Here is a 25,079-nt window from a genome sequence, read left to right on the forward strand (position 1 = left end):
TATTCAAAATGTACTGTAAAATTCATCATTAAATAAATCTGTTACAAAACAGAATTTTATTGTATCAAGCTATTATATATTGCAATTCTTATTTTCTCTTCAGTAATCCAGCCATTAAACAATTTATAATTCGCGGTAATTGTATTGTTTTTTGAAACTTCTGCTAAAGTTTTTCCTTGGTCTATTTCTAGTTGAATTTTCTCTTTTAAATCTACCAGCATATTTTTATATGCAATTAATTGTTTTCTGTTAGCAACATTACCATGGCCAGGTATAATTTTAGTTTCATCATCTGCCAACAAAATAACCTTTTCTGCGGACGCTATAACACCGTTTATATGACCTCCAGAATTTAAATCTATGTATGGGAATTTTCCTTGAAAGTAAGTATCACCCATATGAATTACATTATTTGAAGTAAAATAAATAATGGCATCTCCATCAGTATGTGCATTATGAACATGCGCTACTAAAATATCTTCATTATTAATGTGTAACATCATATTATCAGAAAAAGTAATTACAGGTAGCGCTTCTTTGGGTGAAGCCTGTTTAATTTTACCTCTTATTTCTGCTGTGGTATTCATTCGTTTTCTTACATTTTCATGTGCTAGAATTAACGCGCCCTCTTTTGCCATATTTAAATTTCCGCCTGTATGGTCTCCATGCCAGTGAGAATTTACCAAATAACTTACAGGTTTTTGGGTAATTTGTTTTATTGCTTTTAATATTTTGTTTGTTAATGGTGCAAATTGGTCATCAATCAGAAAAACAGCATCTTCTCCAACAAACAAACCAATATTACCTCCTTGTCCTTTTAAAACATAAATATGATCCGTTAGTTTTTCTGTAGTAATTTTAACTTCATTTTTTTGTGCATGTAAAGGCATTGTACTTAACAATAGAAGAACTACTAATTTTATAATTTTCATAAAAAGTATTTAGTATTTGCACAAATTACGATTTTTTGTGGGTAAAAACACTGGATAAAAAGGTTAAATTTTACCGAAAATTGTAAGAATTTAAAATGCTGCTGCATGTAAGTTCTTCATTTTTAGCATGCTCTAAAAAGAGTTTTTTTATTTAAAAAAATCGTTGCAGAAGTTAAAAAACATAGTATATTTGCATCTCTTTACCACGCGAAAGTAGCTCAGTTGGTAGAGCGTCAGCCTTCCAAGCTGAATGTCGCCAGTTCGAACCTGGTCTTTCGCTCTAAGACTTTATCAGAAATGATAAAGTCTTTTTTTTGTGGTAAATTTCTTAGATGAAATATAACCATCAGCAAAACTTATTAAATTTTAAAGGCTACATTTATCTTACCTGAGTTTCACTTCTAGAAGTGCAACTGTAAACCTAAAACAAACAACTTATAAATCTCTTAGTTTATCACCAAACAATAGTAATAACACAATAGGAACTGCCAATAAAATTACCAAAAAAGTATTGGTTGTAATCAAATTAGGACTTAATACTAAAGTAACAATAAAACCTCCAATAGTTCCTCCTAAATGCGCAGAATGCCCAATATTACCCAATTGTTTTTTCATTCCATAAATAGAATAGAGCAAATAACCGACTCCAAAAATGTAACCAGGAATTGGTATTTGAATAAAAAACAGGTACAAACTCATACTTGGGTACAACAAAATGGAAGCATAAATAATACCAGAAACAGCGCCTGAGGCACCCACAGCAGAATAGTAAGGTTCAGATTTATGATATTTTAAAGTATATAAACTTCCTGCAAGTAAACTTAAACCATAAATAATTAAAAAATTTGATGTTCCTAACCTACTTGCCACAATTCCTCCAAAAAGATATAAAGCATACATGTTAAAACCTAAATGCATCCAATCTGCATGCAAAAATCCAGAAGTTAACATTCTAATTTTTTCTCCAGATAATATACTGCCAATCTGAAATTTGTACTTATTCAAAAAAGAATAATCATTAAAACCTTTTATTGAGACCAAAACATTGGCTACAATTATAAATAAAACTGCTTGATTTAAATTGCCCATCATAATACAAACATACTAAAAACCAATGCATAAAAAAGTGTTCATTTTAAATTTATATCCGATATTTGCGACATTAAAAAAATTATATGCAATTTTTAGCTTTTGCGTTTATATATCCTTTTCTATGGCTAATTTCTAAGCTGCCAATGAAAATTTTATATCTAAAATCTAGTATTTTTTACTACATTACATTTTATATTTTTCGATATCGAAAAACGGTAGTTTTAAACAATTTAAAACTTGCTTTTCCTGATAAAAACTTGGAGGATTTATTAAAAATTAGAAAAAAATTCTTTAAACATTTTATGGATTCTATGGTAGAAACTATAAAAGCCATTTCTATCTCTAAAAAAGAAATTGCTAAAAGGTATACTTACAAAAATGCAGCGCTTTTAGAGAAATACGTAAAAGAAGGTAAAAGCATTGCTTTGTTAGGTGCACATCAAGGTAATTGGGAATGGATTGCTGGTTTACCTTTATACACTTCTGCAAATATCTTTGGCTCTTACAAACACATTAGAAATGCTTTTTTTAATAATTTGGTTACCAAAACACGTTCTAAGTTTGGCATTACATTGTTTGAATCTAAACAAATTGTAAAGGCAATACACAGAAATTTTAGCACCAATAAACATGGCGCTTATGTGCTTATTAGTGACCAATCTCCTATGTTGACAAAAAAAATGTATTGGTCTAATTTTTTTAATGTAAAAGTACCTATTCATGCAGGTGCAGAAGCCATGGCTAAAAAGTTTGATTTGGTTGTGCTTAATTGGAGTGTTACCAAAATAAAACGCGGGTATTACAACGCTGAATTTACTGTAATTACCGAAAAACCAAAAGAAGAAGAAAAGAACTTTATTACCGAAAAATATTTAGAACTTACAGAAAATCAGATAAAAAAACAACCCGAATGTTATTTGTGGTCTCATAAAAGGTTTAAACACAAAGACAGATTTGAAGATTGGCAAAAAGAAAATTTGTAAAAAAATAGTACCTAAATAAACATAAAATGAACAAATTAGTTTTCTACATCGTTTACCCAATTATCTGGTTACTATCTAAATTACCAATGTGGTTTTTATACATTTTATCAGATATTTTTTCTTTTTTAATTTACCATGTTTTTGGTTATAGAAAAAAAATTGTAGTTACAAATATTAAATACGCTTTTCTAGAAAAATCTGAAAAAGAAATTTTAGAAATCACTAAAAAATTCTACAAAAACCTTACAGATATTGCTGTAGAAAGTTTTAAATCTTTTTCAATTTCTGAAAAAGAAATTTCTGAAAGATACACTTACAAAAATCCTGAATTAGTAAATAAATATATTAAACAAGGTAAAAGTGTTGTATTAGTAGGTGCACACCTTGCTAATTGGGAATGGTCTTTTGGTTTACCTTTAGTCCTAGAAGGTAGTATTTTTGGTACATATAGTAAACTTAGAAATAAAGCTTTTGAGAAAAAACTTTTAAAGACGAGAACTAAATTTGGTTGTTATGGTATAAAAACTACAAATACTGTAGCAAAAATGACAGAAAACTTCGAAAAGAAAATCATAGCAACATATATTCTTTTAAGTGATCAATCTCCACGAGTTGCTAAAACTTTTTACTGGAGCGAGTTTTTTGGAGTTAAAGTACCCATTCATACTGGTGCAGAAATGTTAGCCAAAAAATTTGATTTGGTGGTAATAAATTATGTTACTAAAAGAGTAAAACGTGGTTATTATGAAGCTGAATTTGAATTACTCACAGAAAATAGTAATGCATTTAAAAACTACGATTTATCGGAAAAATATTTGCGTTTAACAGAAAAAAATATCAAAAAACAACCAGAAAATTATCTTTGGTCTCATAAAAGGTTCAAACACAAAGATAGTTATGATGCTTGGTTAAAAATGAAACCGCAAATTAAGAGATAAGCAAATCTTGTTCTTAACAGAATGGTTTTGTGGGTTGCATAGTTTTAACACAATTATATTTATAATTTTTAAACCATTTGCCATTTGGCTTTACAAATACCGACTAGCTGTATAAGCTGCATAGACTAACTTTTGTTCTCCAAAAGGAGAAACAAAAGTTTTTGCTATACTAAATATACTTGTTCTAAATATGTTTGCTTTTTATGCTGTAATTGCTTTTATTTCTGCAATAAAACGTGTTGCTAAGGCATCTGCCTTTTCTTGAGATTTTGCTTCTGTATAAATTCTAATAATTGGTTCTGTATTAGATTTTCTTAGATGAATCCACTCGTCTGCAAAATCTATTTTTACACCATCTATAGTGTTTACATCTTCATTTGAATATTTACTTGCCATGGTTTGTAAAATAGCATCTACATTAATTTCTGGTGTTAATTTTATTTTATTTTTACTCATAAAATAACTTGGGTAAGCATCTCTTAAGGTTTTACAAGATACTTTTTTATGCGCTAAATGCGATAAAAACAAAGCAACACCCACTAAAGAGTCTCGTCCGTAATGAGATGCAGGATAAATAATTCCTCCATTTCCTTCACCACCAATAACCGTGTTGGTTTCTTTCATTTTAATAACAACATTTACCTCACCAACTGCAGATGCTGTGTACGTTCCGCCATGTTTTTCAGTAACGTCTCTTAATGCTCTTGAAGACGATAAATTAGAAACGGTATTTCCGCCGCCTAATCTGCCTAAAACATAATCTGCACAAGCTACTAAAGTATATTCTTCACCAAACATAGAACCATCTTCAGAAATTAAAGCTAGTCTATCTACATCTGGATCTACAACAATACCAAAATCTGCTTTTTCTTTTACGACTAGTTCAGAAATATCTGTTAAATGTTCTTTTAATGGCTCTGGATTGTGTGGAAATTGCCCATTTGGTGTGCAATACAACTCTACACAAGTTACATTTAATTGATCTAATAACGCAGGAATAAAAATACCTCCTGTAGAATTTACGCCATCTACAACTACTTTAAAGTTCGCTTTTTTAATGGCTTCTACATCTACCAATTCTAAATTTAAAACTTCGTTAATGTGTTTTTGTAAATAAGAATTGTCTTTGGTGTACGTTCCTAAATCATCTACTTCTGCAAATTCAAAATCTTCGTTTTCTGCTAAAGCTAATATTTTTTCTCCTTCTGCTCCGTTTAAAAACTCTCCTTTTTCATTTAATAATTTTAAAGCATTCCATTGTTTTGGATTGTGTGATGCTGTTAAAATAATACCACCATCTGCTTTTTCTAAAGGAACTGCAACTTCTACTGTTGGTGTGGTTGATAAACCTAAATCTACTACATTAATTCCCAAACCTACAAGTGTATTGGCTACCAAACTAGAAATCATTTTTCCAGAAATACGGGCATCTCTTCCTATAACAACTGTTATTTTGTTTTTATTAGGATTTCTATTTTTGATAAATGCACCATATGCTGATGCAAATTTTACAGCATCTATGGGTGTAAGATTATCTGCAGTTTTACCTCCAATGGTTCCTCTAATTCCTGATATTGATTTTATTAATGTCATTTTTTTTGGTTGATTTTTTTTCTCTGAACAAAGATAATTCTATTAAACGAGTTCTTAAAATTATTTAATAGCTACTGCTTTTAAGATTGCATTTTGTTGGCAAGTAAGCGCGTTAGGGATTGCAACGAAAATCCTTTTTTGAGGTACGAAAAAAAGATTGTAGTGTAAAGCCCGACCACACTTTTTCTGTGTGGTAACGCCCAAAATAATTGCATAAAAATAGCGGTATTTAAGCTAAATTTACATTACATAAATTTTGATAAATTACCAACGAATTATAACAGAACCCCAAGTAAAACCAGAACCAAAAGCAGCTAAAACAACCAAATCGTTATCTTTTATTTTACCTTTTTCCCAAGCTTCTGTTAAAGCAATAATTACAGATGCTGCTGTTGTATTGCCGTATTTCATAATATTATTGTACACATTTTCATTTGGCAATTGAAATTTTTTCTGAATAAATTGTGCAATACGCAAGTTGGCTTGATGTGGTATTAACATATCAATATCTTCTTTTTGCAAATTATTGGCTTGTAAACCTTCTACAATTGCTTCTGAAAAACGGGTAACTGCATGTTTAAACACAAATTGGCCATTCATATATGGAAAATAAGACTGATCTTCTGCATCATTGGCTGCTATAATTTCTGGCACCCATCTTTTGGTAGAAGGCCCTTCTAAAACCAATTCTTTGGCATGCTTGCCTTCTGAATGTAAGTGAGAAGATAAAATTCCTTTGTCTTTTTCTTCTGTTCTAGACAATACTGCAGCTCCTGCCCCATCGCCAAAAATTACGGTAACTCCTCTACCTCTTGTAGATTTTTCTAAACCACCAGAATGGTTTTCTGCACCAATAACTAGAATGTTTTTATACATACCTGTTTTTATAAATTGGTCTGCAACAGACATGGCGTATATAAAACCAGAACATTGGTTACGCACATCTAAGGCGCCAATTGTTGGCATTTCTAAAATATCTTGTACTTGCACGCCACCACCAGGAAAATACATATCTGGACTTAAGGTTGCAAAAACTATAAAATCGATATCATCTTTGGTTAAACCGGCTCTTTCTATGGCAATTTTAGATGCTTTTGCGCCCATTACAGCTGTGGTGTCTTCTGTTTTTGGATCTATCCAACGTCTTTCTTGTATGCCTGTTCTTTCTTGAATCCACTCATCTGAGGTATCCATAAACGCTGTTAAATGGTTATTCGTTACAACGTTTTCTGGAACATAATAACCTAAACCTATAATTTTTGAATTGTACATTATCTCTAATTTTCTTTTTTTATTACCTTTTATTTGTGGTTTATAAATGTAATGAATTTTGTCTTTGATTCTACATGAGCTTTTGAAACAAAAAACAAAATTTCTGTCAACTTGTCACAAATTCTGCTTTGGTATTTTTTTTGACTAATGCTTAGCAGTAAAATTTAAGTTAAATAAATAATCATATAAAATGGCAAAAGGAAATATTAATGTATCAGTAGAAAATATTTTTCCGCTGATTAAAAAGTTTTTATATTCTGATCATGAAATTTTCTTGAGAGAATTAATTTCTAATGGTACAGATGCAACTACGAAATTAAAACACTTAATTTCTATTGGTGAGGCAAAAACAGAATTGGGTGATGCTAAAATAGAAATTAGTATTAACAAAGATGCTAAAACCTTAACAATTAAAGATCAAGGTTTAGGAATGACAATGGATGAAGTTGAAAAATACATTAACCAAATTGCTTTTTCTGGTGCTGAAGAATTTTTAGATAAATATAAAGACGATAAAAATGAAACTGGTGTAATTGGGCATTTTGGTTTAGGTTTTTACTCTGCTTTTATGGTTGCTGATAAGGTAGAAATTAAAACGAAATCTTTTAAAGATGCGCCTGCTGCACATTGGACCTGTGATGGTTCTCCTGAATATACTTTGGTAGAAAATGACAAAACTGACAGAGGTACTGAGATTGTTTTACACATTGCAGAAGATTCTACAGAATTTTTAGAAGAAGGTAAAATTAGAGGTTTGTTAACCAAATACAATCGTTTTAACCAAGTGCCAATTAAATTTGGAACTAAAAAAATAAACGATCCTGCGCATGAACCTGCTACTACAAAAGATAAAGATGGCAAAGAAACTACAGAGCCTCACAGACAAATAGAGGTTGATGATATTATTAACAACACAAACCCTGCTTGGACAAAAGCACCTGCAGATTTAGAAAAAGAAGATTACGATAATTTCTACAGAGAATTGTATCCAATGCAATTTGAAGAGTCTTTATTCCACATTCATTTAAATGTAGATTATCCGTTTAACTTAACAGGAATTTTATTTTTCCCTAAGTTATCACAAAACATGGATATGCAAAAGGATAAAATTCAATTGTACCAAAACCAAGTTTTTGTAACAGATAATGTAGAAGGTATTGTGCCAGACTTTTTACAGATGTTAAAAGGTGTTATTGACTCTCCAGATATTCCGTTAAACGTATCTCGTTCTTATTTACAAGCAGATGGTGCTGTTAAAAAAATATCTGGTTACATTACTAAAAAAGTGGCCGATAAATTAAGCTCTTTATTCAAAAAAGATAGAGCAGATTTTGAGCAAAAATGGAACGATATTAAAGTAATTATCGAATACGGAATGTTATCTGAGGATAAATTCTTTGATAAAGCAAAGAAATTTGCTTTGTACCCAACTGTTGCAGATACTTTTTTCACTTTTGATGAATTAATTGAAAAAACAAAAGACAACCAAACCGATAAAGATGGAAACCATGTAATTTTATACGCATCTAACAAGGAGGCGCAACACAGTTACATACAAGAAGCTACTGCAAAAGGTTATGAAGTGTTAGTTTTAGATTCGCCAATTATATCGCATTTAATGCAAAAATTAGAAGGTGGAGATGCTAAAGTGAAATTTACAAGAGTTGATGCTGATTTTATTGATAATTTAATTAAGAAAGACGAAAATGTAATTTCTAAATTATCTGACGAAGAAAAAGAAAAATTAAAGCCTGTAATTGAAGGTGCTGTAAATAACAAAAGTTACACAGTTCAGCTAGAAGCTATGGATTCTGCATCTTCTCCGTTTATAATTACTGTACCAGAATTTATGCGTAGAATGAAAGAAATGCAAGCTTCTGGTGGTGGTGGAATGATGGGAATGGGCAACATGCCAGACATGTACAACTTAGTTGTAAACACCAACAGCCCATTAGTTTCAGAAATTTTAACTGCTGATGAGGACAAACAAAAAGGCTTAATTTCTCAAGCTTTTGATTTGGCAAAACTATCTCAAAACCTATTGCATGGTGAAGAGTTGACAAACTTTATTAAACGTTCTTATGAACTTATAAAATAAATTCTGAAATTGTTTCTCAGTAATAAAAGCCACTTTGTAACAACAAAGTGGCTTTTTTGTTAAACTGTGCTAAAGTTTTAAATACATCGCACTTGTTTTGTTATTTTTAAACTTCACTTTTTAAATCAATTAAAGATGAAAAAAATTACCATACTTTTATTTTGTGCTTTTTTAATGCAATCTTGTGCACATAATTCTTTAAAAAATTCACAAAAAAATAATACAGTTTTAAATTTAGACGGCAACCAAAGCATGTGTATTACAGGCAAAGGCATTGGGCAAGATGCAGCAATAAATCCTTATAAAAATGAAGATAGTTTTGCTATTGTAAAAAATATTGGCAAAACAACTTTATCTGTAAGAATTCGAAATAAAGGAAAAATAACTGATGAAATAGCCATAAACCCTAAAGAAACTAAAAAAATAGTCTTGTTAAAAAATTACGAATTGTATTTAGATAGCGAAAGTGTAGCTAAAGCAGCCGTTAGTTTTGTAAAATCTTAAAACATTATCTCCTAATCTTCTTACGAGATTCCATGGGTATTTTGGCTTTTAAAGCTTCTACAATATTATAGGTTGCAGGACAAACAAATGTATTTTGCACGGTTAAATCTGTAAGTTGAATAAATTTTCTACGATTTGTATGTGGGTATTCTGCACAAGCTTTTGGCCTTACATCATAAATAAAACATGTATTGTCTGTTTCATCTAAAAAAGAACAAGGTGCTGATTTTAAAACTAAAAAATCATCTGAATCTAACTCAATATATTGCTTTTTAAAATCAACCACTTTCATTTTTAAGTGCTTGGAAATACGCTCAATATCTTTTTCTGTAAAAATTGGCGATGTTGTTTTGCAACAATTTCCACAATCTAAACAATCTGTTTTATTAAACTCTTCTGTATGCAACTCTTGCATTACATAATCTAAGTTTTTAGGAGTACGTCTTTTAAGGTTTAGAAAATATTTTTTATTTTCTTTTTCTTTTTCTGATGCTAATTTTGGCAGTTCTTCTAAACGTTTTTCCATCTTACAAAATTACAAATTAAAGCTGACAATGAGTTTTCTTTTTTCATCTTAAAAAATGACTATTTATGTACTATAAAAATTCAAAAAATGACCAAATTAATGTAAATACAGTCAACGTATTGACTAAATTAACGTAAATATAGTCAGTTAATTGACTAAATTAATGTAAATACAGTCAATTATATGTAATTTTTTATATCTTTGTTGTATGAAAACAGAAATAGAAAGAGCTGTAATTAATGTAGTTAACAAAAAAGCACAACCTAATAAAGTACTATTATTAGTAGGTGCTAGACGCGTTGGAAAAACAAGGTTTATAAAAAAATACATTCATCATTTTCCTAAAAACAAGGTTTTAAAATTAAATGGCGAAGATATTGATGACGTAGCATTGTTAGCTAGAAGAAGTGTTGCCAATTACAAACGCTTATTAAAAGGTATAGCATTATTAGCCATTGATGAAGCACAACACATACCTAATATTGGTTTAATTTTAAAGTTAATTGTAGATGAAATTGAAAACATAAAAGTAATTGTAACAGGAAGTTCTATGTTTGATTTAAACAATCAATTAGGAGAACCTTTGGTAGGTAGAAAATATACAATTTACATGTATCCATTAAGTCAGATAGAATTTTCTAAAGAAGAAAACTATAAAATAACTTCAGAAAAACTAGAAGAAAGATTACTGTTTGGTGGTTATCCAGAATTGGTGCATTTAAACCAATGGCAAGATAAACAAGAGTATTTACAAGAAATTATAAACGATTATTTATTAAAAGACATTTTAATTTTTCAGAATATAAAAAAAGCCGATAAAATTTATAACCTTTTAAGATTACTAGCTTTTCAGATAGGAAATGAAGTCTCTTTAAACGAATTGGGCAATCAATTACAAATTTCTAAAAATACTGTAGAAAGTTATTTAGATTTATTAACCAAAGTTTTTGTGATTTTTAAGGTTGAAGGTTACAGCAAAAATCTACGTAAAGAAGTTACAAAATCTAGTAAATGGTATTTTTATGATGTTGGCATTAGAAACGCCATTATTAAAAATTTTAATATTTTACAAAACAGAAACGATGTTGGCCAATTATGGGAAAACTATCTCATTGTAGAACGCATGAAAAAACAAGAATACCAAAGAATTATAGGCAATAATTATTTCTGGAGAACGTATGATCAACAAGAACTAGATTGGTTAGAAGAAAAAGCAGAAAAACTATCTGCTTTTGAGTTTAAATGGAATGCAAATAAAAAAGTGAAAATTCCTACAGCGTTTGGTAAAGCTTACACAGATGCTAATTTTAAAGTAATAACTAAAGAAAATTATTTGGATTTTATTACCTGAAAATAACATATTTAGAATTTAAGGCTAAAAACTTATGTAAAAAAAGACCTGAAAGAATTTTAAAATCTTTCAGGTCTTTCTAATTAATAAACTTTCACAAAATGAAAGATAAAATTTATCTTTTAAAAAATCTAATTATTTAAATTATAACTACTTAAACTGTCAGTTTTAATGGTTACATTTTTTGGTTTTGCCATCCACAGTTTTGTTTTATCCTTTAAATTAATTGTTGCGTTTTTAAGGTTCGCATTCTCTATTATAACTGTTTGCTTTTTAGTTACATTATCTATTTTAATTACTCTAGCAGGTCTATATATAAATACATAAGATTGTTTTTTCGCGTTTAAAGAAAAATAATTAATAGAGTCTGCTTTTAAATGCCCTGTTAATCTACTTTTTGTTAAATCTATTTGCAAACTATCTGCATAAAATCTGCTTAAATTTACTTTTGAGTTTTCTAAACCAATAATGCTTTTTACATTTTCCACAGAAATATGTGTATCATATTTTTCATCAGTCTTGGTAACAAATAACGTATCGTTTTTAACCAAAAAATTATCAAAACTATAATTTTCAGGAATTACTTCATTATTTGGAGCATAACAACTAACAATATTACTGATACTTTTTGATATATTAATTTTAGTATTTTCTTGAGCTACAATTACAGAAAATAACGGTAATTTTAAATATTTAGAGTTAGCTTTAGATTTTTTAAGCGACTTTTCTTCATGGTTTTTAGCATTTATAAACAACGTTAAAGTTGCACCAAAAATAAATACGAGCATTGTTAGGTGTATGTATCTAGACGTTTTCATTTAATTGTTTTTATTAATTTCTTGTAAAAGGTTTTGTAAATCTGTGGCGTTTAATTTTAAAAGTTTTACCTTTTGAATTAATAAAGGCAAATCGTTTTCAAAAAAATGAATCTTTTCTTTGGCTCTTATCTTTTCAATAGCATTTTCTGAAACAAAATAGCCAACACCACGTTTGTTTTCAAAAATTCCTTCGTCTTGCAAATACGCATAACTACGCATTACCGTATTTCTATTTACTTCTAGGGCAACTGCTAAATCTCTAACAGACAAAACACGCTCATTGGGTTTTAAATCACTGGCTAATATTCTGTTGCACAAATTATCTGCAATTTGTAAGTAAATTCCTCTATTTGATTTAAATTCCATATTAAACCTCTCTTTCTTTTAAATTAAAATAAGCTAATGGAGCTAAAAATAAACTGATGCCAGAAAAAAGTACTAAGTAATAAAGATCATGATTTGTAACACGTTTACTAACAAAATGTTTTGTTAATTTTAATTCAAAAAATTCGTTTTCGCCATGAGCATAAAATATATGAGAGCACAATAATTGAAGTAAAAAAACAGAAAATGCAATAATTGCAAAAGCAAAAACAGTTTTAAAAAGCGCATATTTTTTAAAATAACTTGCACCAGCAAAAGCAAAAAATGTTACAAATAAAAATAGGGATATGAATATATAATAATGAATAGATTTTACATTAAAAACAGCGTATTTATATTTATGATAAATAGTTAAAGGATCTAAAATAGTGTAGTTTTTTAAAGTATTAGAAATGGGTTCAAAAATTTCAAAAAATAAATAAGATACCTTAAATATGCTCCAAAACAAAATAAAGTACAATAGCACAAAAGCTACTATTCTAATTAAAAATTGTGCTACAAATTTTTCTAAATTAGAAACTGGCAAAAGCAAATAATGCAAACTCTTTTTGTTAGATCCTAACGCAGGAAAGGCAGTACCAGCACTTACTAATATACCAATAAATAAGCTAATCAGAAATGGTGGCAAATAACTCTTTTTAAAAAAAGTTATATTTACATTATAAACACTATCTATTTTATGATTGTCTATATATTGTATTTGTTTAGTATAATCAATTAGATTAAAAGTATTTATAAAGAATAATACAATACACAAACCTAAGAGTGTAAAAAGGTACGTTTTGCCGTTTAAAGCCAAGTCGTATTTTAAATATAGATAGAATCTTTGGGAACTAAAATATTTTTTTGTCGTCATAATTTATAAGTTAATTTCTGCTTTATTCGCAATTGCATTAAACAATAATTCAATATCAATTTCTGTTTCTTCGTTATTGGCAACAGGCACAATAACTTTATAACCAAAAGGATTTTTCTCGTAATATTTTACATTCTCTAAATTGGCAATAGAACTTACGTTTTGAAACTGATATTTTTCCGTGATTTTAAATGTTTCTTGTTCAAAAACAATTTTACCATCTGCAATTTGTACAATTTTATCTATTACATTTTCTACATCTTTTACTTGATGTGTAGATATAATTACCGTCTGATTTTCGGTAACAGATTCTATTAAAACTTTTCTAAATATTTTTTTTGAAGGAATATCTAAGCCATTTGTAGGTTCATCTAACAACAATAATTTACAATTGGTAGACAAGGCAAAAGCTATGATAAACTTCTTTTGTTGCCCGTGAGAAATTTTATGTAATTTCTGATTTTCTGTTAATTGAAAAGATGCTAATAAATGATGCATTTTATCAAAATCGAAATTTTTATACAAAGCACCATAAACAGCTAAATAGGTTTTTATAGTAAGACTTGGCAGAAATGGAGTATCATCTACCAAAAAAATATCTGATAAAAAATCGGGTTCACGCTGAATAGGTTTGGTGTTGTTTACTACAATTTTTCCTTGTTTTACATGTAGTAAACCCGAAATAATTTTTAATAAAGTAGATTTTCCTGCGCCATTTTCTCCCAACAAACCTATAATATTACCAGATTCTTGAGTAAAACTAAAGTCTTTAAATAAAAACTTTTTTTTGGTATAACCAAAAGATATATTTTCAATTGCAATCATAAATAATGTATTAGTGTACTATTTAACTATGACACAAAGATAGGATTTGTTTTAAATTCCGCAAGAAAAAACAAAATAAACTTTTGAAACAAGCTATAAACTACCCATTTAAATAAATAAAAATGTTAATTTTGCAACTCAATTTTCAAGAACCAATGAACATTCAAAATACCATAGAAACCAAAGTAAAAGAAGGTTTTTTAGCATTATATACTATTGAAATTCCTACAGTAGAATTTCAAGCCACTAGAAAAGAATTTGAAGGAGATATTACCGTTGTTGTTTTTCCTTTATTGCGTTATAAAAAAGGAAATCCTGTACAAATAGGCGAAGATTTAGGAAAATATTTGGTAGAAAATGTTAAAGAAATCACTAATTTTAATGTGGTTAAAGGTTTTTTAAATCTGGTTATAGAAGATAGTTTTTATACCAACTTTTTTAATAGTATTTATGCAGATACTACATTTGGTTTTAGTGCGCCAAAGGCAGATGATAAAGCTGTTTTGGTAGAATACTCCTCTCCTAACACCAACAAACCTTTACATTTAGGGCATGTTAGAAATAATTTATTAGGCTATGCTGTGGCAGAAATTATTAAAGCATCAGGAAAAAAAGTCTACAAAACACAGATAATTAACGATCGTGGAATACACATTTGTAAATCTATGTTGGCTTGGGTAAAGTTTGGTAATGGAGAAACTCCTGAATCTACTGGCTTAAAAGGCGATAAATTGGTTGGAAATTATTATGTAAAATTTGACCAAGAATACAAAAAAGAAATTTCGCAGTTAGTTGCAGCAGGAAAAACAGAAGACGAAGCAAAAAAAGAAGCACCACTTTTTAAGGAAGCGCAACAAATGCTTTTAAAATGGGAAGCTGGAGACCAAGAAGTTGTACAACTTTGGGAAACTATGAATGCTTGGGTGTACGCTGGTTTTGATGTTACTTACAAAAATTTAGGTGTAGATTTTGATAATTTATATTACGAAAGCAATACTTATCTTTTAGGAAAAGACATTATAGAAGAAGGTTTAAAAACCCAAGTTTTTTACCAAAAAGAAGACGGTTCTGTTTGGTGCGATTTAACAGAAGATGGTTTAGATGAAAAACTGGTATTACGCTCTGATGGAACTGCAGTTTATATGACGCAAGATATTGGTACAGCCATACAAAGAGCTAAAGATTTACCAAATGTTGGCGGAATGGTATATACTGTTGGTAATGAGCAAGATTACCACTTTAAAGTATTGTTTTTAATCTTAAAAAAATTAGGATATTCTTGGGCAGAAAGTTTGTTTCATTTAAGTTACGGAATGGTAGATTTACCTTCTGGAAAAATGAAATCTAGAGAAGGAACTGTAGTTGATGCAGACGATTTAATGCTAGAAATGGCAAGTACTGCCAAAGAAATTTCTGAAGAATTAGGCAAATTAGACGGTTATTCTGAACAAGAAAAAGAAGAATTGTACAAAACCATTGGTTTAGGAGCTTTAAAATATTTTATTTTAAAAGTAGATCCTAAAAAGAGAATTTTATTCGACCCAAAAAGTTCTGTAGATTTTCAAGGAAATACGGGGCCTTTTATACAATACACATACGCAAGAATACAATCTATTATTAGAAAAGCAGATTTTGATTATTCAAAACCTGTTGCCATAGATTTACATGAAAAAGAAAAGGAGTTGTTGAAACAATTGGAATTATTTCCAGAAACAATTCAACAAGCGGCTGCCAATTATTCGCCAGCAGTTATTGCAAATTATACCTATGATTTGGTAAAGGAGTTTAATTCTTTTTATCAGAATATTTCTATTTTAGGCGAAGAAGATTTAAACAAAAAAATATTTAGAGTACAATTGGCTAAAAAGGTTGCAGACACTATAAAAGCTGCATTTTCTTTATTAGGAATTACAGTTCCTGAGAGAATGTAGAATCCCATCCTAACCTTCCTGAAGGAAGGAACTAGTTGTGTAAATTTTATGTTTTTATTGAAAAAAATTGAAGAATAGTAGTAAGTAAATATTAAATAAAGTTTTAGTAAATAACAAAAGTTCGTAAATTAGCACGCGTTAAGGATTGAACGGCTTGTTTGAGCTCTTTTTTATTCTTTTTCTGAATAAAAAAAGCGAGTAGTGAAAGCCTGTTAAAACGCCCAAATTAGATAAATTAAAAGAAATGAAATACGACATCATTATTATTGGAAGTGGACCTGGAGGTTATGTTACAGGAATTAGAGCATCTCAATTAGGTTTTAAAGTTGCCATTGTAGAGAAAGAATCTTTAGGTGGAATTTGCCTTAACTGGGGATGTATACCTACAAAAGCGTTATTAAAATCTGCACAGGTTTATGATTATTTAAAGCATGTAGATGAATATGGTTTAAAAGCAGAAGCTATTGATAAGGATTTTGATGCCGTTATTAAAAGAAGTCGTGGTGTTGCAGATGGAATGAGCAAAGGTGTTGCTTTTTTAATGAAGAAAAACAAAATTGATATTTTAGACGGTTTTGGTAAGATTAAAACCGGTAAAAAAGTTGATGTTACTGCAGAAGATGGAACAGTTACAGAATATAGTGCAGACAATATTATAATTGCTACAGGTGCACGTTCTAGAATTTTACCAAACTTGCCACAAGATGGTGAAAAAGTAATTGGTTACAGACAAGCAATGACGTTGCCAAAGCAACCAAAATCTATGATTATTGTTGGTTCTGGTGCTATTGGTGTAGAATTTGCGCATTTTTACAATACTATGGGAACTGAGGTTACTATTGTAGAGTTTCAAAGTAACATTGTACCTGTTGAAGATAAAGATGTTTCTAAGCAATTTGAGCGTTCTTTTAAAAAGGCTGGTATTAAGGTAATGACAAATTCTTCTGTAGAATCTGTTGATACTTCTGGCAGTGGTGTTGTTGCTACAGTAAAAACTAAAAAAGGTGAAGAAAAATTAGAGGCAGACATTTTATTATCTGCAGTGGGTATTAAAACAAACATTGAAAACATTGGTTTAGAAGATGTTGGTATTATTACAGATAGAGATAAAATTTTAGTAAACGATTTTTACCAAACAAATATACCGGGTTATTTTGCCATTGGTGATGTTACTCCTGGACCTGCATTAGCGCATGTTGCTTCTGCTGAAGGAATTACTTGTGTAGAGAAATTGGCTGGTTTACATACAGAAACAATTGATTATGGAAACATACCTGGTTGTACGTATGCAACTCCAGAAATTGCATCTGTTGGTATGACAGAAGAAAAAGCAATTGAAGCTGGTTATGAAATTAAAGTTGGTAAATTCCCGTTTTCTGCATCTGGTAAAGCAAGTGCTGCTGGTACAAAAGATGGTTTTGTAAAAGTAATTTTTGATGCTAAATATGGCGAGTGGTTAGGTTGCCATATGATTGGTGCTGGTGTTACAGATATGATTGCAGAAGCTGTTTTAGGACGTAAGTTAGAAACAACTGGGCATGAGGTTTTAAAAACAATTCACCCACACCCAACAATGAGTGAAGCTGTAATGGAAGCTGTTGCAGATGCTTATGATGAAGTGATTCATTTATAAGAAAATTTTAATTCTTGAATGGTTAGATTTATTACAGAATTTACGATTTAACGAATTTAAATATACATTTATCGAAAAACCAAAGCATTTTGCTTTGGTTTTTTTGTATATTGATATCAGAATTAATTAATAACCAAAAAAAATAAAATTAAAAATGAGAGCAAAATATCAAAGTGTATTAAGTCTAGGAGAAGAATTAGCTATTAAAAATGGCGATGTAAAAGAAGAAAATGGAGTTTTACATGTAACAGGAACTGCCAAAACACCTTATGAAAAAAATCTTTTATGGGATGAAATTAAAAAAGTAGGTGGCGAAAACCCAACAGACATTATGGCAAATATTGATGTAGAAGACGAATCTGTTTTTGCAAGACATACTGTTGCCAAAGGGGAAACTTTAGGTAAAATTGCAAAACAATATTATGGACAGCCAATGAAATATACTGCTATTTTTGAAGCAAATACAGCTATTTTAAAAAATCCTGATGTAATACAGCCAGGGCAAGAATTGGTAATTCCTAATTTATAAGAAATTACTTTTTATAAAATTGAAACCGAAGTTTTTACTTCGGTTTTTTTTATATTTGAGTTTTTAAAGTAAGAGATGAATTCTAAAGAATATTACAAAAAGAAAACCGAAGGTTTTATAACATTTTGGGAAACAAAAAGAGATCATAAACTAAAGTATGCTTTGTTACAAAGCGTTTATTATGCCATACCTTTTAGTATTGTTTTTCAGGCATTAGAAAATACAAGCGGCTTTTTAACTTTACAATTTGGTTTTAAATTGTTAGCTATTTTTTGTATTTATTTTTTATTGAGTTTCTATGTATCATTCAACATTTACGAAAGAAAATATCAAAAATTAAAAAAAAGAGGCTCAGAATTTTGATCACTAACAAAAAGAAATTTTTAGTTGAACTTCTAAAAGGATTTTTAAAACTAGTTATTGCTGGTGCTTTTATTGGCTATCTTAAAGAATATGATTTTTGGATTGCATTACTCCTGTTTTTAAAAATTTTACACAACTTATATAAAGATATTTACAAACCAAAACAAAAAAACTGGTTGTTATTAGTTGGTATGTTACTTACTTGTTTTGGCGGCATTGTGGGCGAAACTTGGGGCGTTGCCAATGGATATTGGGAATATCATGCCGTTTCTAGAGCCTTGCCTTTATGGTTGCCCTTTGCTTGGATTTTGGCTTTTCATTACTTGTATAAATTAGAAGGAAAGTTAATTCCGTTATTGAAAAATCCGTCTCAAAAAAATAAAATAATCCTTGCTATTTTACTTGCTTTAATTTTACCTGCTTTTGGTGAAGTAATTACCATTTATCTTGGAGTTTGGACGTATTATTGGCCTTATCAACTATTTGGTGTGCCTTTATATGCTTTTATTTGTTTGCTTTTTGTGCACATGTTGGTATATACTATTTTACATTTTATTTGCAAAAAGTACAAAATTAAAGATGTAGTTTTTAATTAGCAATTGCACAGATATTCACCGAGAAAAGAAGATACGAATTAGACAATTTACACAGATTCTTTTGAGTTTTCATCTAAAGGATGACTGAAAACTGCCAACTGAAAACCGTTACTGAAAACGCCAACAAACAATTCTGGTTACTTTGTTTCCTTGATTCATTGGTATTACTTTAAATTCTGTGACACCTAATTTAGCAGATGATTTCTCTAAACTTTCTACATTTTCTTTTTTAGAAACCAAACTAGTAAACCATTTAGATTTTTCTTTAAACAAAGAACTTTCATACAAATAATTGTGTAAAAACGCTTTTTCTCCACCAACATACCAAAGCTCATTATTGTTTCCAGAAAAATTTCTAACGGCATTACTGCCCAGGTTTCTTGTTTTTCTTCTATTTGCGCCTTGGGCTTCTTCTGCAGATTTGTAAAAAGGCGGATTGCACATAACCGCAGAAAAAGAATCTGTTTCTTCTAAAATTCCTTTTAAAATATTTTGTTCGTCAAATTGTTGTCTTAAGGCAATGTTGTCTGTAAAACTATTGTCATCTATAATATCTTGTGCACTATCCAAAGCATCTAAATCAATGTCTGTAGCCACAAAACTCCAGTTGTATTCTGCAACTCCTAAAAGCGGATAAATACAAGTGGCGCCTGTGCCAATATCTAAAATTTTAATATTTTTTTCTTCTGAAATTAAATCTGCCAAATAATGTATGTAGTCTAAACGCCCAGGAATTGGCGGACATAAATTTTCATCGGGAAAATCCCAAACGGAAATGGTATTGTAAGAAAATAATAAAGCTTTGTTTAATTCTTTTACTGCTTTTGGGTTAGAAAAATCTATGGTTTTATTGCCATGCTTGTTTTCTGAAACATAGGTTTCTAAACTAGGATTTTCTTTTGTTAACGCATCAAAATTATAACCTGAATTAAATTTATTTCTAGGATGTAAGTTTTTTTGTTTCATAATTGTAATCATTCTAAAGAAAGCAGCAATGTGTTCATCAATTTATTGCAAAAATAAGATTTACACCTCATGCTTACTCTAAATGACGGACAGTAAAATTACATTTCTAAAATAGTAAATTGTAAAGCTAAAGGTTTAAGATTTAATTTTAGCGTTTCTATAAAAGAGTTTCCATACTCTAAATAATATTCAGAAAAGTTACGTTGTCTTTCTTCTAAACTTTGGTTTGGCAAAATTTCATTTTGAAGTGCAGTAATTCTTTCTACCAAATCGTTTTGTCTTCTTTTTTCTGCTTTTATCAATCTTTTTTGTAGGTTTTGTAAACCTTTAATTTGTTTTACTTCTTGAGCTTTAACAGCACCAATAAAAGAAACATCTGTTTTTTCTGCAACGGTTTTTAATTCTGCAAACTGCTTTTCTAAAGCTTTAATTTTCTCTTCAAAATTTACTACTAAATCAGAATTTTCAATTACTTTTTTAGCAAGTAATTGGTGTTGTTTCAAAAATAGTTCTTTGTGAGAAATAGCTAAATTATTTAATTTTTTTTGTTGTTTCTCTGCTAAAACTTGTACTGAATTTCGCAATAATAAAATAGGGAAAGGAATATTTACACTATTAAAATAATTTTTCAACTCAAACCAATATGCCATTTCGCCACCACCACCAATGTAACAAAGGTTGGGTAAAATTACTTCTTGGTACAAAGGTCTCATAATAACATTAGGTGAAAAAGCCAAAGGATTTTCTGCTACTTCCTTTAAAATTTCACTTTTAGAAAAAGAAATTTTTGTGTTGTTTACTTTGTAAATTCCATCTTCAAAAATAATGCGTTCTCTAAAATTATCTCCCAAATAAAACAAATTAATTTCTCTAGGATTTACCTGTATTTTATAGATTTCCTCTAATTTTTTAATGGTTTTAGAAACTTCTTTAAAAGCGGTATTATTCTCTAGTTCGTCTTTTACAAACGGCGTGAATAATTCTTTCAATTGGGTATCATCTCCGTCTACAATTACCAAACCATACTCTTTAAATAATTCGTTGGCAATAAAACGCATAGCATCTGCTAAATTGTGGTGTTTTAAATAACCATCTGCAAACAATTGCATAATAAATTGTGCATTTTTAGACGTTCCCAATTGCGTTTTAAAAACGGCTAAAACATCTTTTAAACCTTCTGTAGAAAAACGTCCTACTGCCCCACCATCTTCTCTGTTCCATTTTACTTTTTTTCCTTCGAAATTAAAGTAGTTTATTTCCTCAAAATCATGATCTTCTGTTGCCATCCAATATACGGGTACAAAATTTTTCTCAGGAAATTTAGCCGACAGTTCTTCAGCTAAATTAATGGCAGAAATAATTTTATATAAAAAATATAAAGGTCCAGTAAATAAATTAAGTTGATGGCCTGTAGTAACTGTAAATGTATTTTTTAACTTTAATAAAGCTATATTTTCTTCTATTTTTTCTGAAACATTAAAAGTTTTATATTGATTTTTTAAAGCCTCAACCAAAACCAAACGAGATTGCAAACTGTAAGCTTTCTCTTTTTCTTCTATCTGATTGTAAAACCCAGCAATGTCTGGAAAATTGTTATAAAAATCTTGTATGCTCTCTTTTTGCTCTAAATAATCTACCATAGTTTTAGAGAAAAAACCAGTGGTTTTAAAAGGTATTTGTGTTATTTTCATCAATTTAAAATTTTATAACACAATTCATACAACAATCGGCGTCGGTCATTTTAGAATAATTTTTGTTAAAAGTACAATTATTTTATGGGTAGTCGAAAATGAGAAATCAATCTAACAAAGTTTTAACAAGTTTAAAATTTATCAACTTAAAAACCAAAATTAAATTTCTTATTTTTGATTTTCTAATGACACTTTTTTTTATGAAAATCAAAGCATTTTTACTTGTTTTTGTGCTATGTACAACAACAATTTTTTCTCAACAAATACAAACTCCATCAGCATTTTTAGGATACGAAATTGGTTCTCGTTTTACAAGACACCACAAAGTAGTAGACTATTTTACTTATGTTTCTAAAACTTTAGCCAATGTAAAATTAGAAAAATACGGAGAAACAAATGAGCACAGACCTTTGTATTTAAGCTATATTTCATCAACAGAAAACATTAAAAATTTAGAAAATATTAGAAAAAGTAACCTATCTCAAACGGGAATTATCAGCGGAAATTCAGAAAACAAAAAAGCCATTGTTTGGTTAAGTTATAATGTACATGGTAATGAAGCCTCTAGTACAGAAGCTGCAATGACAACACTTTACGAATTGGTAATCAACAAAAAAGCGTGGTTAAAAAACACTGTTGTAATTATAGATCCATGTGTAAATCCAGATGGAAGAGACAGGTATGTAAATTGGTACAATCAAGTAAAAAGCACACCTTTTAATGTAGATCAAAACGCAAAAGAACATAAAGAACCTTGGCCAGGTGGAAGACCAAACCATTATTTATTCGATTTAAATAGAGATTGGGCTTGGGCAACTCAAGTAGAATCTGCGCAAAGAATAAAAATGTATAACAAATGGATGCCACATGTACATGTAGATTTTCATGAACAATACATAAACAATCCGTATTATTTTGCCCCAGCTGCAGAACCTTTTCACGAAATAATTTCTGATTGGCAACGTAATTTTCAAACCCAAATTGGTAAAAATCACGCTAAATATTTCGATAAAGAAGGTTGGCTATATTTTACAAAAGAAAGTTTCGATTTATTGTACCCAAGTTATGGAGATACCTACCCAACTTATATGGGCGCAATTGGTATGACTTATGAACAAGCAGGTCATGGAATGGCAGGTTTAGGAATAAAAACCGATGAAGGTGAAGTTTTAACACTAAAAGACAGAGCAAAACATCATACCACAACAGGACTTTCTACCGTGGAAATTGCTGCTAAAAATGCAGAAAAACTAAATATAGAATTTAAAAAATATTTTAATAATTCTAATTTAGAATACAAAAGTTATGTTTTAAAAAATGAAAATCAAGATAAAATTAATCGTTTAAAAGTGCTTTTAGATTTGCATGAAATTAAATATGCAAAAACAAAAAAAGGCATTGTAAGGGGTTATAATTATGCAACACAAAAAGAAGATAAATTAAACGTTACAGAAAAAGATTTAGTAATACATACCAAGCAACCAAAAGGTAAAATGGTAAAAGTTTTATTTGAGCCTAAAGCAAAATTAGTAGATTCTTTAACGTATGATATTACTGCATGGTCTTTACCTTATGCACATGGTTTAAATGCTATTGCTAGTAAAAATGCGGTCCCTTCAATTACTAAAAACAAATCTTTTTCTTTTCAAAATAGAACAGACAAAAACGCATACGCCTATATTTCTAAATGGAACAGCCTAGAAGATGCAACATTTTTAGCAGATATATTAAAAAACAATATCGTACCAAGATTTGCAGAAAAAGCATTTAAAATTAATGGTAAAAACTACGAATCTGGTAGTTTAATTATATTAAGAAATGATAATAGAGCTTCTAATTTTGATACAGCATTAATTAAAATAGCAGATAGAAATATGCGTCAATTAACAGCTGTTTACACTGGTTTTGTAGATGCTGGTTTAGATTTTGGTTCGGCCTCTGTAAAACCAATTAACAAGCAAAAAATTGCAGTAATTTCTGGTAAAGCAACCTCTTCTTTAAGTTTTGGAGAAGTTTGGCATTTCTTTGAAACACAACTGCAATATCCAATTACTAACATTAATTCAGATAATTTTAGATCTGTAAATTTAGATAATTATGATGTTTTAATTTTACCAAGTGGCTATTACAGCAGTATGTTAAATTCATCTGGAATAGACAAATTAAAAAACTGGACACGAGCTGGAGGAACTTTAATAGCCATTGGAAACGCATTAAATTCTTTAGCAAACAAAAAAGATTTTGCGCTAAAAACAAAAATTAATACAGACAAAAGCGAAGATTTAAACTTAACACCTTTTGCAGAAAGAGAGCGAGAAAATGTTGCCAATTTAATTACAGGAAGCATTTTTAAAAGTACTTTAGACACCACACATCCTTTGGCCTTTGGTTATAAAAACAAGTATTTTTCTTTAAAATTAAGCAGTACAACTTACAGCTATTTAAAAGAGGGTTATAATGTTGGTTATTTTGATAAAAACACTAAAAATGTTTCTGGTTATGCTGGCAGTAAAGCCATAAAAAACATACCAGAATCTCTATTTTTAGGAGAACAACCTATGGGAAAAGGAAGTGTAATTTATATGGTAGATAATCCTTTATTTCGTTCTTTTTGGGAAAACGGAAAATTATTTGTTGCCAACGCTGTTTTCTTTTTAAACTCAGATAAGTTGAAGTAATATTTTTATTTGGGCGTTTTAACGGGCTTTCCACTATATCTTTTTGCTGAGTTCTCGATACAAATTTGCAAAAAAGCAAATTCACTCGAACTAAGCAAAAAGGATGCCGTTGCAATCCCTAACGCACATTGCACATTTAAAAACTTTATTTACTTTTTTACAAGTTATAGATTTTAAAAGTAAGCAAAAAAAAACCTCACAAGTTTTTAAAATCTGTGAGGTCTTATCATTTATAGTTTAATTGCAATTTAAATTTTTAATCAAATCTTCAAAACCTTCTCTTTCAGAAGATTTTAAATGATTACAGTTTTCTGAGATTTTAAGTAATTCAGAAATATCATTTTTATAGTTTAAACAATTTGCACTGCTTTTATCATTTACATAATCTGTAGCAGATTTACTCAACTTACCATAAATATCCTGTAAATCTTTATCACAACTTTGTGGTGGTGTTACAATTTCATTTTCAGTACAATTGCATAAAATAAAACATAAAAACAAAACTACTTTTTTCATATTA

General features: G+C 29.5%; 23 protein-coding genes and 1 tRNA gene. 12 read left to right on the plus strand and 12 right to left on the minus strand.

The annotated features are described in order from the left end of the window. Positions 1-56 precede the first annotated feature (56 nt). Positions 57-932 (minus strand): MBL fold metallo-hydrolase, encoded by an 876-nt coding sequence (locus Q0762_RS07335; RefSeq protein WP_298765408.1) that lies wholly within the window; start codon positions 930-932, stop codon positions 57-59. A 207-nt stretch (positions 933-1,139) separates the two neighbouring features. Between Q0762_RS07335 and Q0762_RS07340 the strand changes: the two genes are divergently transcribed. Continuing rightward, positions 1,140-1,212: transfer RNA gene (locus Q0762_RS07340), tRNA-Gly, on the plus strand. A 155-nt stretch (positions 1,213-1,367) separates the two neighbouring features. On the opposite strand, the gene Q0762_RS07345 is transcribed toward Q0762_RS07340, so the two are convergent. Further along, complete coding sequence (locus tag Q0762_RS07345) at positions 1,368-2,024, minus strand: rhomboid family intramembrane serine protease (RefSeq protein ID WP_298765410.1); 657 nt, start codon at positions 2,022-2,024, stop codon at positions 1,368-1,370. Positions 2,025-2,107: 83 nt separating this feature from the next. On the opposite strand from Q0762_RS07345, the gene Q0762_RS07350 reads away from it, so the two are divergent. Beyond that, positions 2,108-3,007: a lysophospholipid acyltransferase family protein gene (locus Q0762_RS07350; RefSeq protein ID WP_298765415.1), complete on the plus strand. Its 900-nt coding sequence runs from the start codon at positions 2,108-2,110 to the stop codon at positions 3,005-3,007. A 26-nt stretch (positions 3,008-3,033) separates the two neighbouring features. Then, complete coding sequence (locus Q0762_RS07355; protein ID WP_298765418.1) at positions 3,034-3,945, plus strand: lysophospholipid acyltransferase family protein; 912 nt, start codon at positions 3,034-3,036, stop codon at positions 3,943-3,945. 201 nt (positions 3,946-4,146) lie between these two features. Here Q0762_RS07355 and glmM read toward each other — a convergent pair whose 3' ends face one another. Both glmM and Q0762_RS07365 read right to left on the minus strand, forming a co-directional pair. Further along, complete coding sequence (glmM, locus tag Q0762_RS07360) at positions 4,147-5,538, minus strand: phosphoglucosamine mutase (protein WP_298765421.1); 1,392 nt, start codon at positions 5,536-5,538, stop codon at positions 4,147-4,149. Between the two features lie 264 nt (positions 5,539-5,802). Then, positions 5,803-6,810: a 3-oxoacyl-ACP synthase III family protein gene (locus Q0762_RS07365; RefSeq protein ID WP_298765424.1), complete on the minus strand. Its 1,008-nt coding sequence runs from the start codon at positions 6,808-6,810 to the stop codon at positions 5,803-5,805. Between the two features lie 190 nt (positions 6,811-7,000). On the opposite strand from Q0762_RS07365, the gene htpG reads away from it, so the two are divergent. Together htpG and Q0762_RS07375 are read left to right on the plus strand one after the other, a co-directional pair. Then, complete coding sequence (gene htpG / locus Q0762_RS07370; protein ID WP_298765427.1) at positions 7,001-8,908, plus strand: molecular chaperone HtpG; 1,908 nt, start codon at positions 7,001-7,003, stop codon at positions 8,906-8,908. Positions 8,909-9,043: 135 nt separating this feature from the next. After that, positions 9,044-9,412, plus strand: coding sequence for a hypothetical protein (locus Q0762_RS07375; RefSeq protein WP_298765430.1), 369 nt, complete (start codon positions 9,044-9,046; stop codon positions 9,410-9,412). Positions 9,413-9,416: 4 nt separating this feature from the next. Here the strand turns inward: Q0762_RS07375 and Q0762_RS07380 are convergent, their stop codons facing one another. Beyond that, positions 9,417-9,938 carry a YkgJ family cysteine cluster protein gene (locus Q0762_RS07380; protein ID WP_298765432.1) on the minus strand — a complete coding sequence of 174 codons (522 nt, stop codon included), beginning with the start codon at positions 9,936-9,938 and terminating at the stop codon, positions 9,417-9,419. 208 nt (positions 9,939-10,146) lie between these two features. On the opposite strand from Q0762_RS07380, the gene Q0762_RS07385 reads away from it, so the two are divergent. Further along, positions 10,147-11,289 carry an ATP-binding protein gene (locus Q0762_RS07385; protein WP_298765435.1) on the plus strand — a complete coding sequence of 381 codons (1,143 nt, stop codon included), beginning with the start codon at positions 10,147-10,149 and terminating at the stop codon, positions 11,287-11,289. A 131-nt stretch (positions 11,290-11,420) separates the two neighbouring features. Here Q0762_RS07385 and Q0762_RS07390 read toward each other — a convergent pair whose 3' ends face one another. From Q0762_RS07390 to Q0762_RS07405, 4 genes are read right to left on the minus strand one after another with little or no spacing between them, the layout of a single operon-like run. After that, positions 11,421-12,107 (minus strand): hypothetical protein, encoded by a 687-nt coding sequence (locus tag Q0762_RS07390; protein WP_298765437.1) that lies wholly within the window; start codon positions 12,105-12,107, stop codon positions 11,421-11,423. Continuing rightward, a complete protein-coding gene (locus Q0762_RS07395; RefSeq protein ID WP_298765439.1) occupies positions 12,108-12,473 on the minus strand; it encodes a GntR family transcriptional regulator in 366 nt (121 codons plus the stop codon). 1 nt (position 12,474) lies between these two features. Beyond that, positions 12,475-13,347 carry a hypothetical protein gene (locus tag Q0762_RS07400; protein ID WP_298765441.1) on the minus strand — a complete coding sequence of 291 codons (873 nt, stop codon included), beginning with the start codon at positions 13,345-13,347 and terminating at the stop codon, positions 12,475-12,477. Positions 13,348-13,350: 3 nt separating this feature from the next. Beyond that, positions 13,351-14,172, minus strand: a complete 822-nt coding sequence (locus Q0762_RS07405) for an ATP-binding cassette domain-containing protein (RefSeq protein ID WP_298765443.1) — start codon at positions 14,170-14,172, stop codon at positions 13,351-13,353. A gap of 155 nt (positions 14,173-14,327) precedes the next feature. Here Q0762_RS07405 and argS point away from each other — a divergent pair, with 155 nt between their 5' ends. From argS to Q0762_RS07430, 5 genes are all read left to right on the plus strand, one after another. After that, positions 14,328-16,103, plus strand: a complete 1,776-nt coding sequence (gene argS / locus Q0762_RS07410) for an arginine--tRNA ligase (protein WP_298765446.1) — start codon at positions 14,328-14,330, stop codon at positions 16,101-16,103. Positions 16,104-16,347: 244 nt separating this feature from the next. Beyond that, positions 16,348-17,736, plus strand: a complete 1,389-nt coding sequence (gene lpdA, locus Q0762_RS07415) for a dihydrolipoyl dehydrogenase (RefSeq protein WP_298765449.1) — start codon at positions 16,348-16,350, stop codon at positions 17,734-17,736. 154 nt (positions 17,737-17,890) lie between these two features. Continuing rightward, on the plus strand, positions 17,891-18,265 hold the full coding sequence (locus Q0762_RS07420; protein ID WP_298765452.1) for a LysM peptidoglycan-binding domain-containing protein: 375 nt from the start codon (positions 17,891-17,893) through the stop codon (positions 18,263-18,265). Positions 18,266-18,340: 75 nt separating this feature from the next. Further along, a complete protein-coding gene (locus Q0762_RS07425) occupies positions 18,341-18,628 on the plus strand; it encodes a hypothetical protein (protein WP_298765455.1) in 288 nt (95 codons plus the stop codon). After that, positions 18,625-19,224 (plus strand): hypothetical protein, encoded by a 600-nt coding sequence (locus tag Q0762_RS07430; protein ID WP_298765458.1) that lies wholly within the window; start codon positions 18,625-18,627, stop codon positions 19,222-19,224. Before Q0762_RS07425 ends, Q0762_RS07430 begins: the two co-directional genes overlap by 4 nt. Before the next feature lie 108 nt (positions 19,225-19,332). Here the strand turns inward: Q0762_RS07430 and rlmF are convergent, their stop codons facing one another. Further along, a complete protein-coding gene (gene rlmF, locus Q0762_RS07435; protein ID WP_298765459.1) occupies positions 19,333-20,190 on the minus strand; it encodes a 23S rRNA (adenine(1618)-N(6))-methyltransferase RlmF in 858 nt (285 codons plus the stop codon). 98 nt (positions 20,191-20,288) lie between these two features. Then, positions 20,289-21,881, minus strand: a complete 1,593-nt coding sequence (gene bshC, locus Q0762_RS07440) for a bacillithiol biosynthesis cysteine-adding enzyme BshC (RefSeq protein ID WP_298765461.1) — start codon at positions 21,879-21,881, stop codon at positions 20,289-20,291. A 200-nt stretch (positions 21,882-22,081) separates the two neighbouring features. Here bshC and Q0762_RS07445 point away from each other — a divergent pair, with 200 nt between their 5' ends. Continuing rightward, positions 22,082-24,559 (plus strand): M14 family metallopeptidase, encoded by a 2,478-nt coding sequence (locus Q0762_RS07445; protein ID WP_298765463.1) that lies wholly within the window; start codon positions 22,082-22,084, stop codon positions 24,557-24,559. A gap of 237 nt (positions 24,560-24,796) precedes the next feature. Here the strand turns inward: Q0762_RS07445 and Q0762_RS07450 are convergent, their stop codons facing one another. Then, positions 24,797-25,075: a hypothetical protein gene (locus tag Q0762_RS07450; protein ID WP_298765466.1), complete on the minus strand. Its 279-nt coding sequence runs from the start codon at positions 25,073-25,075 to the stop codon at positions 24,797-24,799. Positions 25,076-25,079: the final 4 nt, after the last annotated feature.

Origin of the sequence: uncultured Polaribacter sp., from assembly GCF_947495205.1 — a bacterium.
GTDB lineage: Bacteria > Bacteroidota > Bacteroidia > Flavobacteriales > Flavobacteriaceae > Polaribacter.

What these genes read in the sequence shown, in the direction of transcription:
- Q0762_RS07335 (WP_298765408.1), bottom strand. Translation starts at nt 932, where the DNA reads ATGAAAATTATAAAATTAGTAGTTCTTCTATTGTTAAGTACAATGCCT.
- Q0762_RS07345 (WP_298765410.1), bottom strand. Translation starts at nt 2,024, where the DNA reads ATGATGGGCAATTTAAATCAAGCAGTTTTATTTATAATTGTAGCCAAT.
- Q0762_RS07350 (WP_298765415.1), top strand. Translation starts at nt 2,108, where the DNA reads ATGCAATTTTTAGCTTTTGCGTTTATATATCCTTTTCTATGGCTAATT.
- Q0762_RS07355 (WP_298765418.1), top strand. Translation starts at nt 3,034, where the DNA reads ATGAACAAATTAGTTTTCTACATCGTTTACCCAATTATCTGGTTACTA.
- glmM (WP_298765421.1), bottom strand. Translation starts at nt 5,538, where the DNA reads ATGACATTAATAAAATCAATATCAGGAATTAGAGGAACCATTGGAGGT.
- Q0762_RS07365 (WP_298765424.1), bottom strand. Translation starts at nt 6,810, where the DNA reads ATGTACAATTCAAAAATTATAGGTTTAGGTTATTATGTTCCAGAAAAC.
- htpG (WP_298765427.1), top strand. Translation starts at nt 7,001, where the DNA reads ATGGCAAAAGGAAATATTAATGTATCAGTAGAAAATATTTTTCCGCTG.
- Q0762_RS07375 (WP_298765430.1), top strand. Translation starts at nt 9,044, where the DNA reads ATGAAAAAAATTACCATACTTTTATTTTGTGCTTTTTTAATGCAATCT.
- Q0762_RS07380 (WP_298765432.1), bottom strand. Translation starts at nt 9,938, where the DNA reads ATGGAAAAACGTTTAGAAGAACTGCCAAAATTAGCATCAGAAAAAGAA.
- Q0762_RS07385 (WP_298765435.1), top strand. Translation starts at nt 10,147, where the DNA reads ATGAAAACAGAAATAGAAAGAGCTGTAATTAATGTAGTTAACAAAAAA.
- Q0762_RS07390 (WP_298765437.1), bottom strand. Translation starts at nt 12,107, where the DNA reads ATGAAAACGTCTAGATACATACACCTAACAATGCTCGTATTTATTTTT.
- Q0762_RS07395 (WP_298765439.1), bottom strand. Translation starts at nt 12,473, where the DNA reads ATGGAATTTAAATCAAATAGAGGAATTTACTTACAAATTGCAGATAAT.
- Q0762_RS07400 (WP_298765441.1), bottom strand. Translation starts at nt 13,347, where the DNA reads ATGACGACAAAAAAATATTTTAGTTCCCAAAGATTCTATCTATATTTA.
- Q0762_RS07405 (WP_298765443.1), bottom strand. Translation starts at nt 14,172, where the DNA reads ATGATTGCAATTGAAAATATATCTTTTGGTTATACCAAAAAAAAGTTT.
- argS (WP_298765446.1), top strand. Translation starts at nt 14,328, where the DNA reads ATGAACATTCAAAATACCATAGAAACCAAAGTAAAAGAAGGTTTTTTA.
- lpdA (WP_298765449.1), top strand. Translation starts at nt 16,348, where the DNA reads ATGAAATACGACATCATTATTATTGGAAGTGGACCTGGAGGTTATGTT.
- Q0762_RS07420 (WP_298765452.1), top strand. Translation starts at nt 17,891, where the DNA reads ATGAGAGCAAAATATCAAAGTGTATTAAGTCTAGGAGAAGAATTAGCT.
- Q0762_RS07425 (WP_298765455.1), top strand. Translation starts at nt 18,341, where the DNA reads ATGAATTCTAAAGAATATTACAAAAAGAAAACCGAAGGTTTTATAACA.
- rlmF (WP_298765459.1), bottom strand. Translation starts at nt 20,190, where the DNA reads ATGAAACAAAAAAACTTACATCCTAGAAATAAATTTAATTCAGGTTAT.
- bshC (WP_298765461.1), bottom strand. Translation starts at nt 21,881, where the DNA reads ATGAAAATAACACAAATACCTTTTAAAACCACTGGTTTTTTCTCTAAA.
- Q0762_RS07445 (WP_298765463.1), top strand. Translation starts at nt 22,082, where the DNA reads ATGAAAATCAAAGCATTTTTACTTGTTTTTGTGCTATGTACAACAACA.
- Q0762_RS07450 (WP_298765466.1), bottom strand. Translation starts at nt 25,075, where the DNA reads ATGAAAAAAGTAGTTTTGTTTTTATGTTTTATTTTATGCAATTGTACT.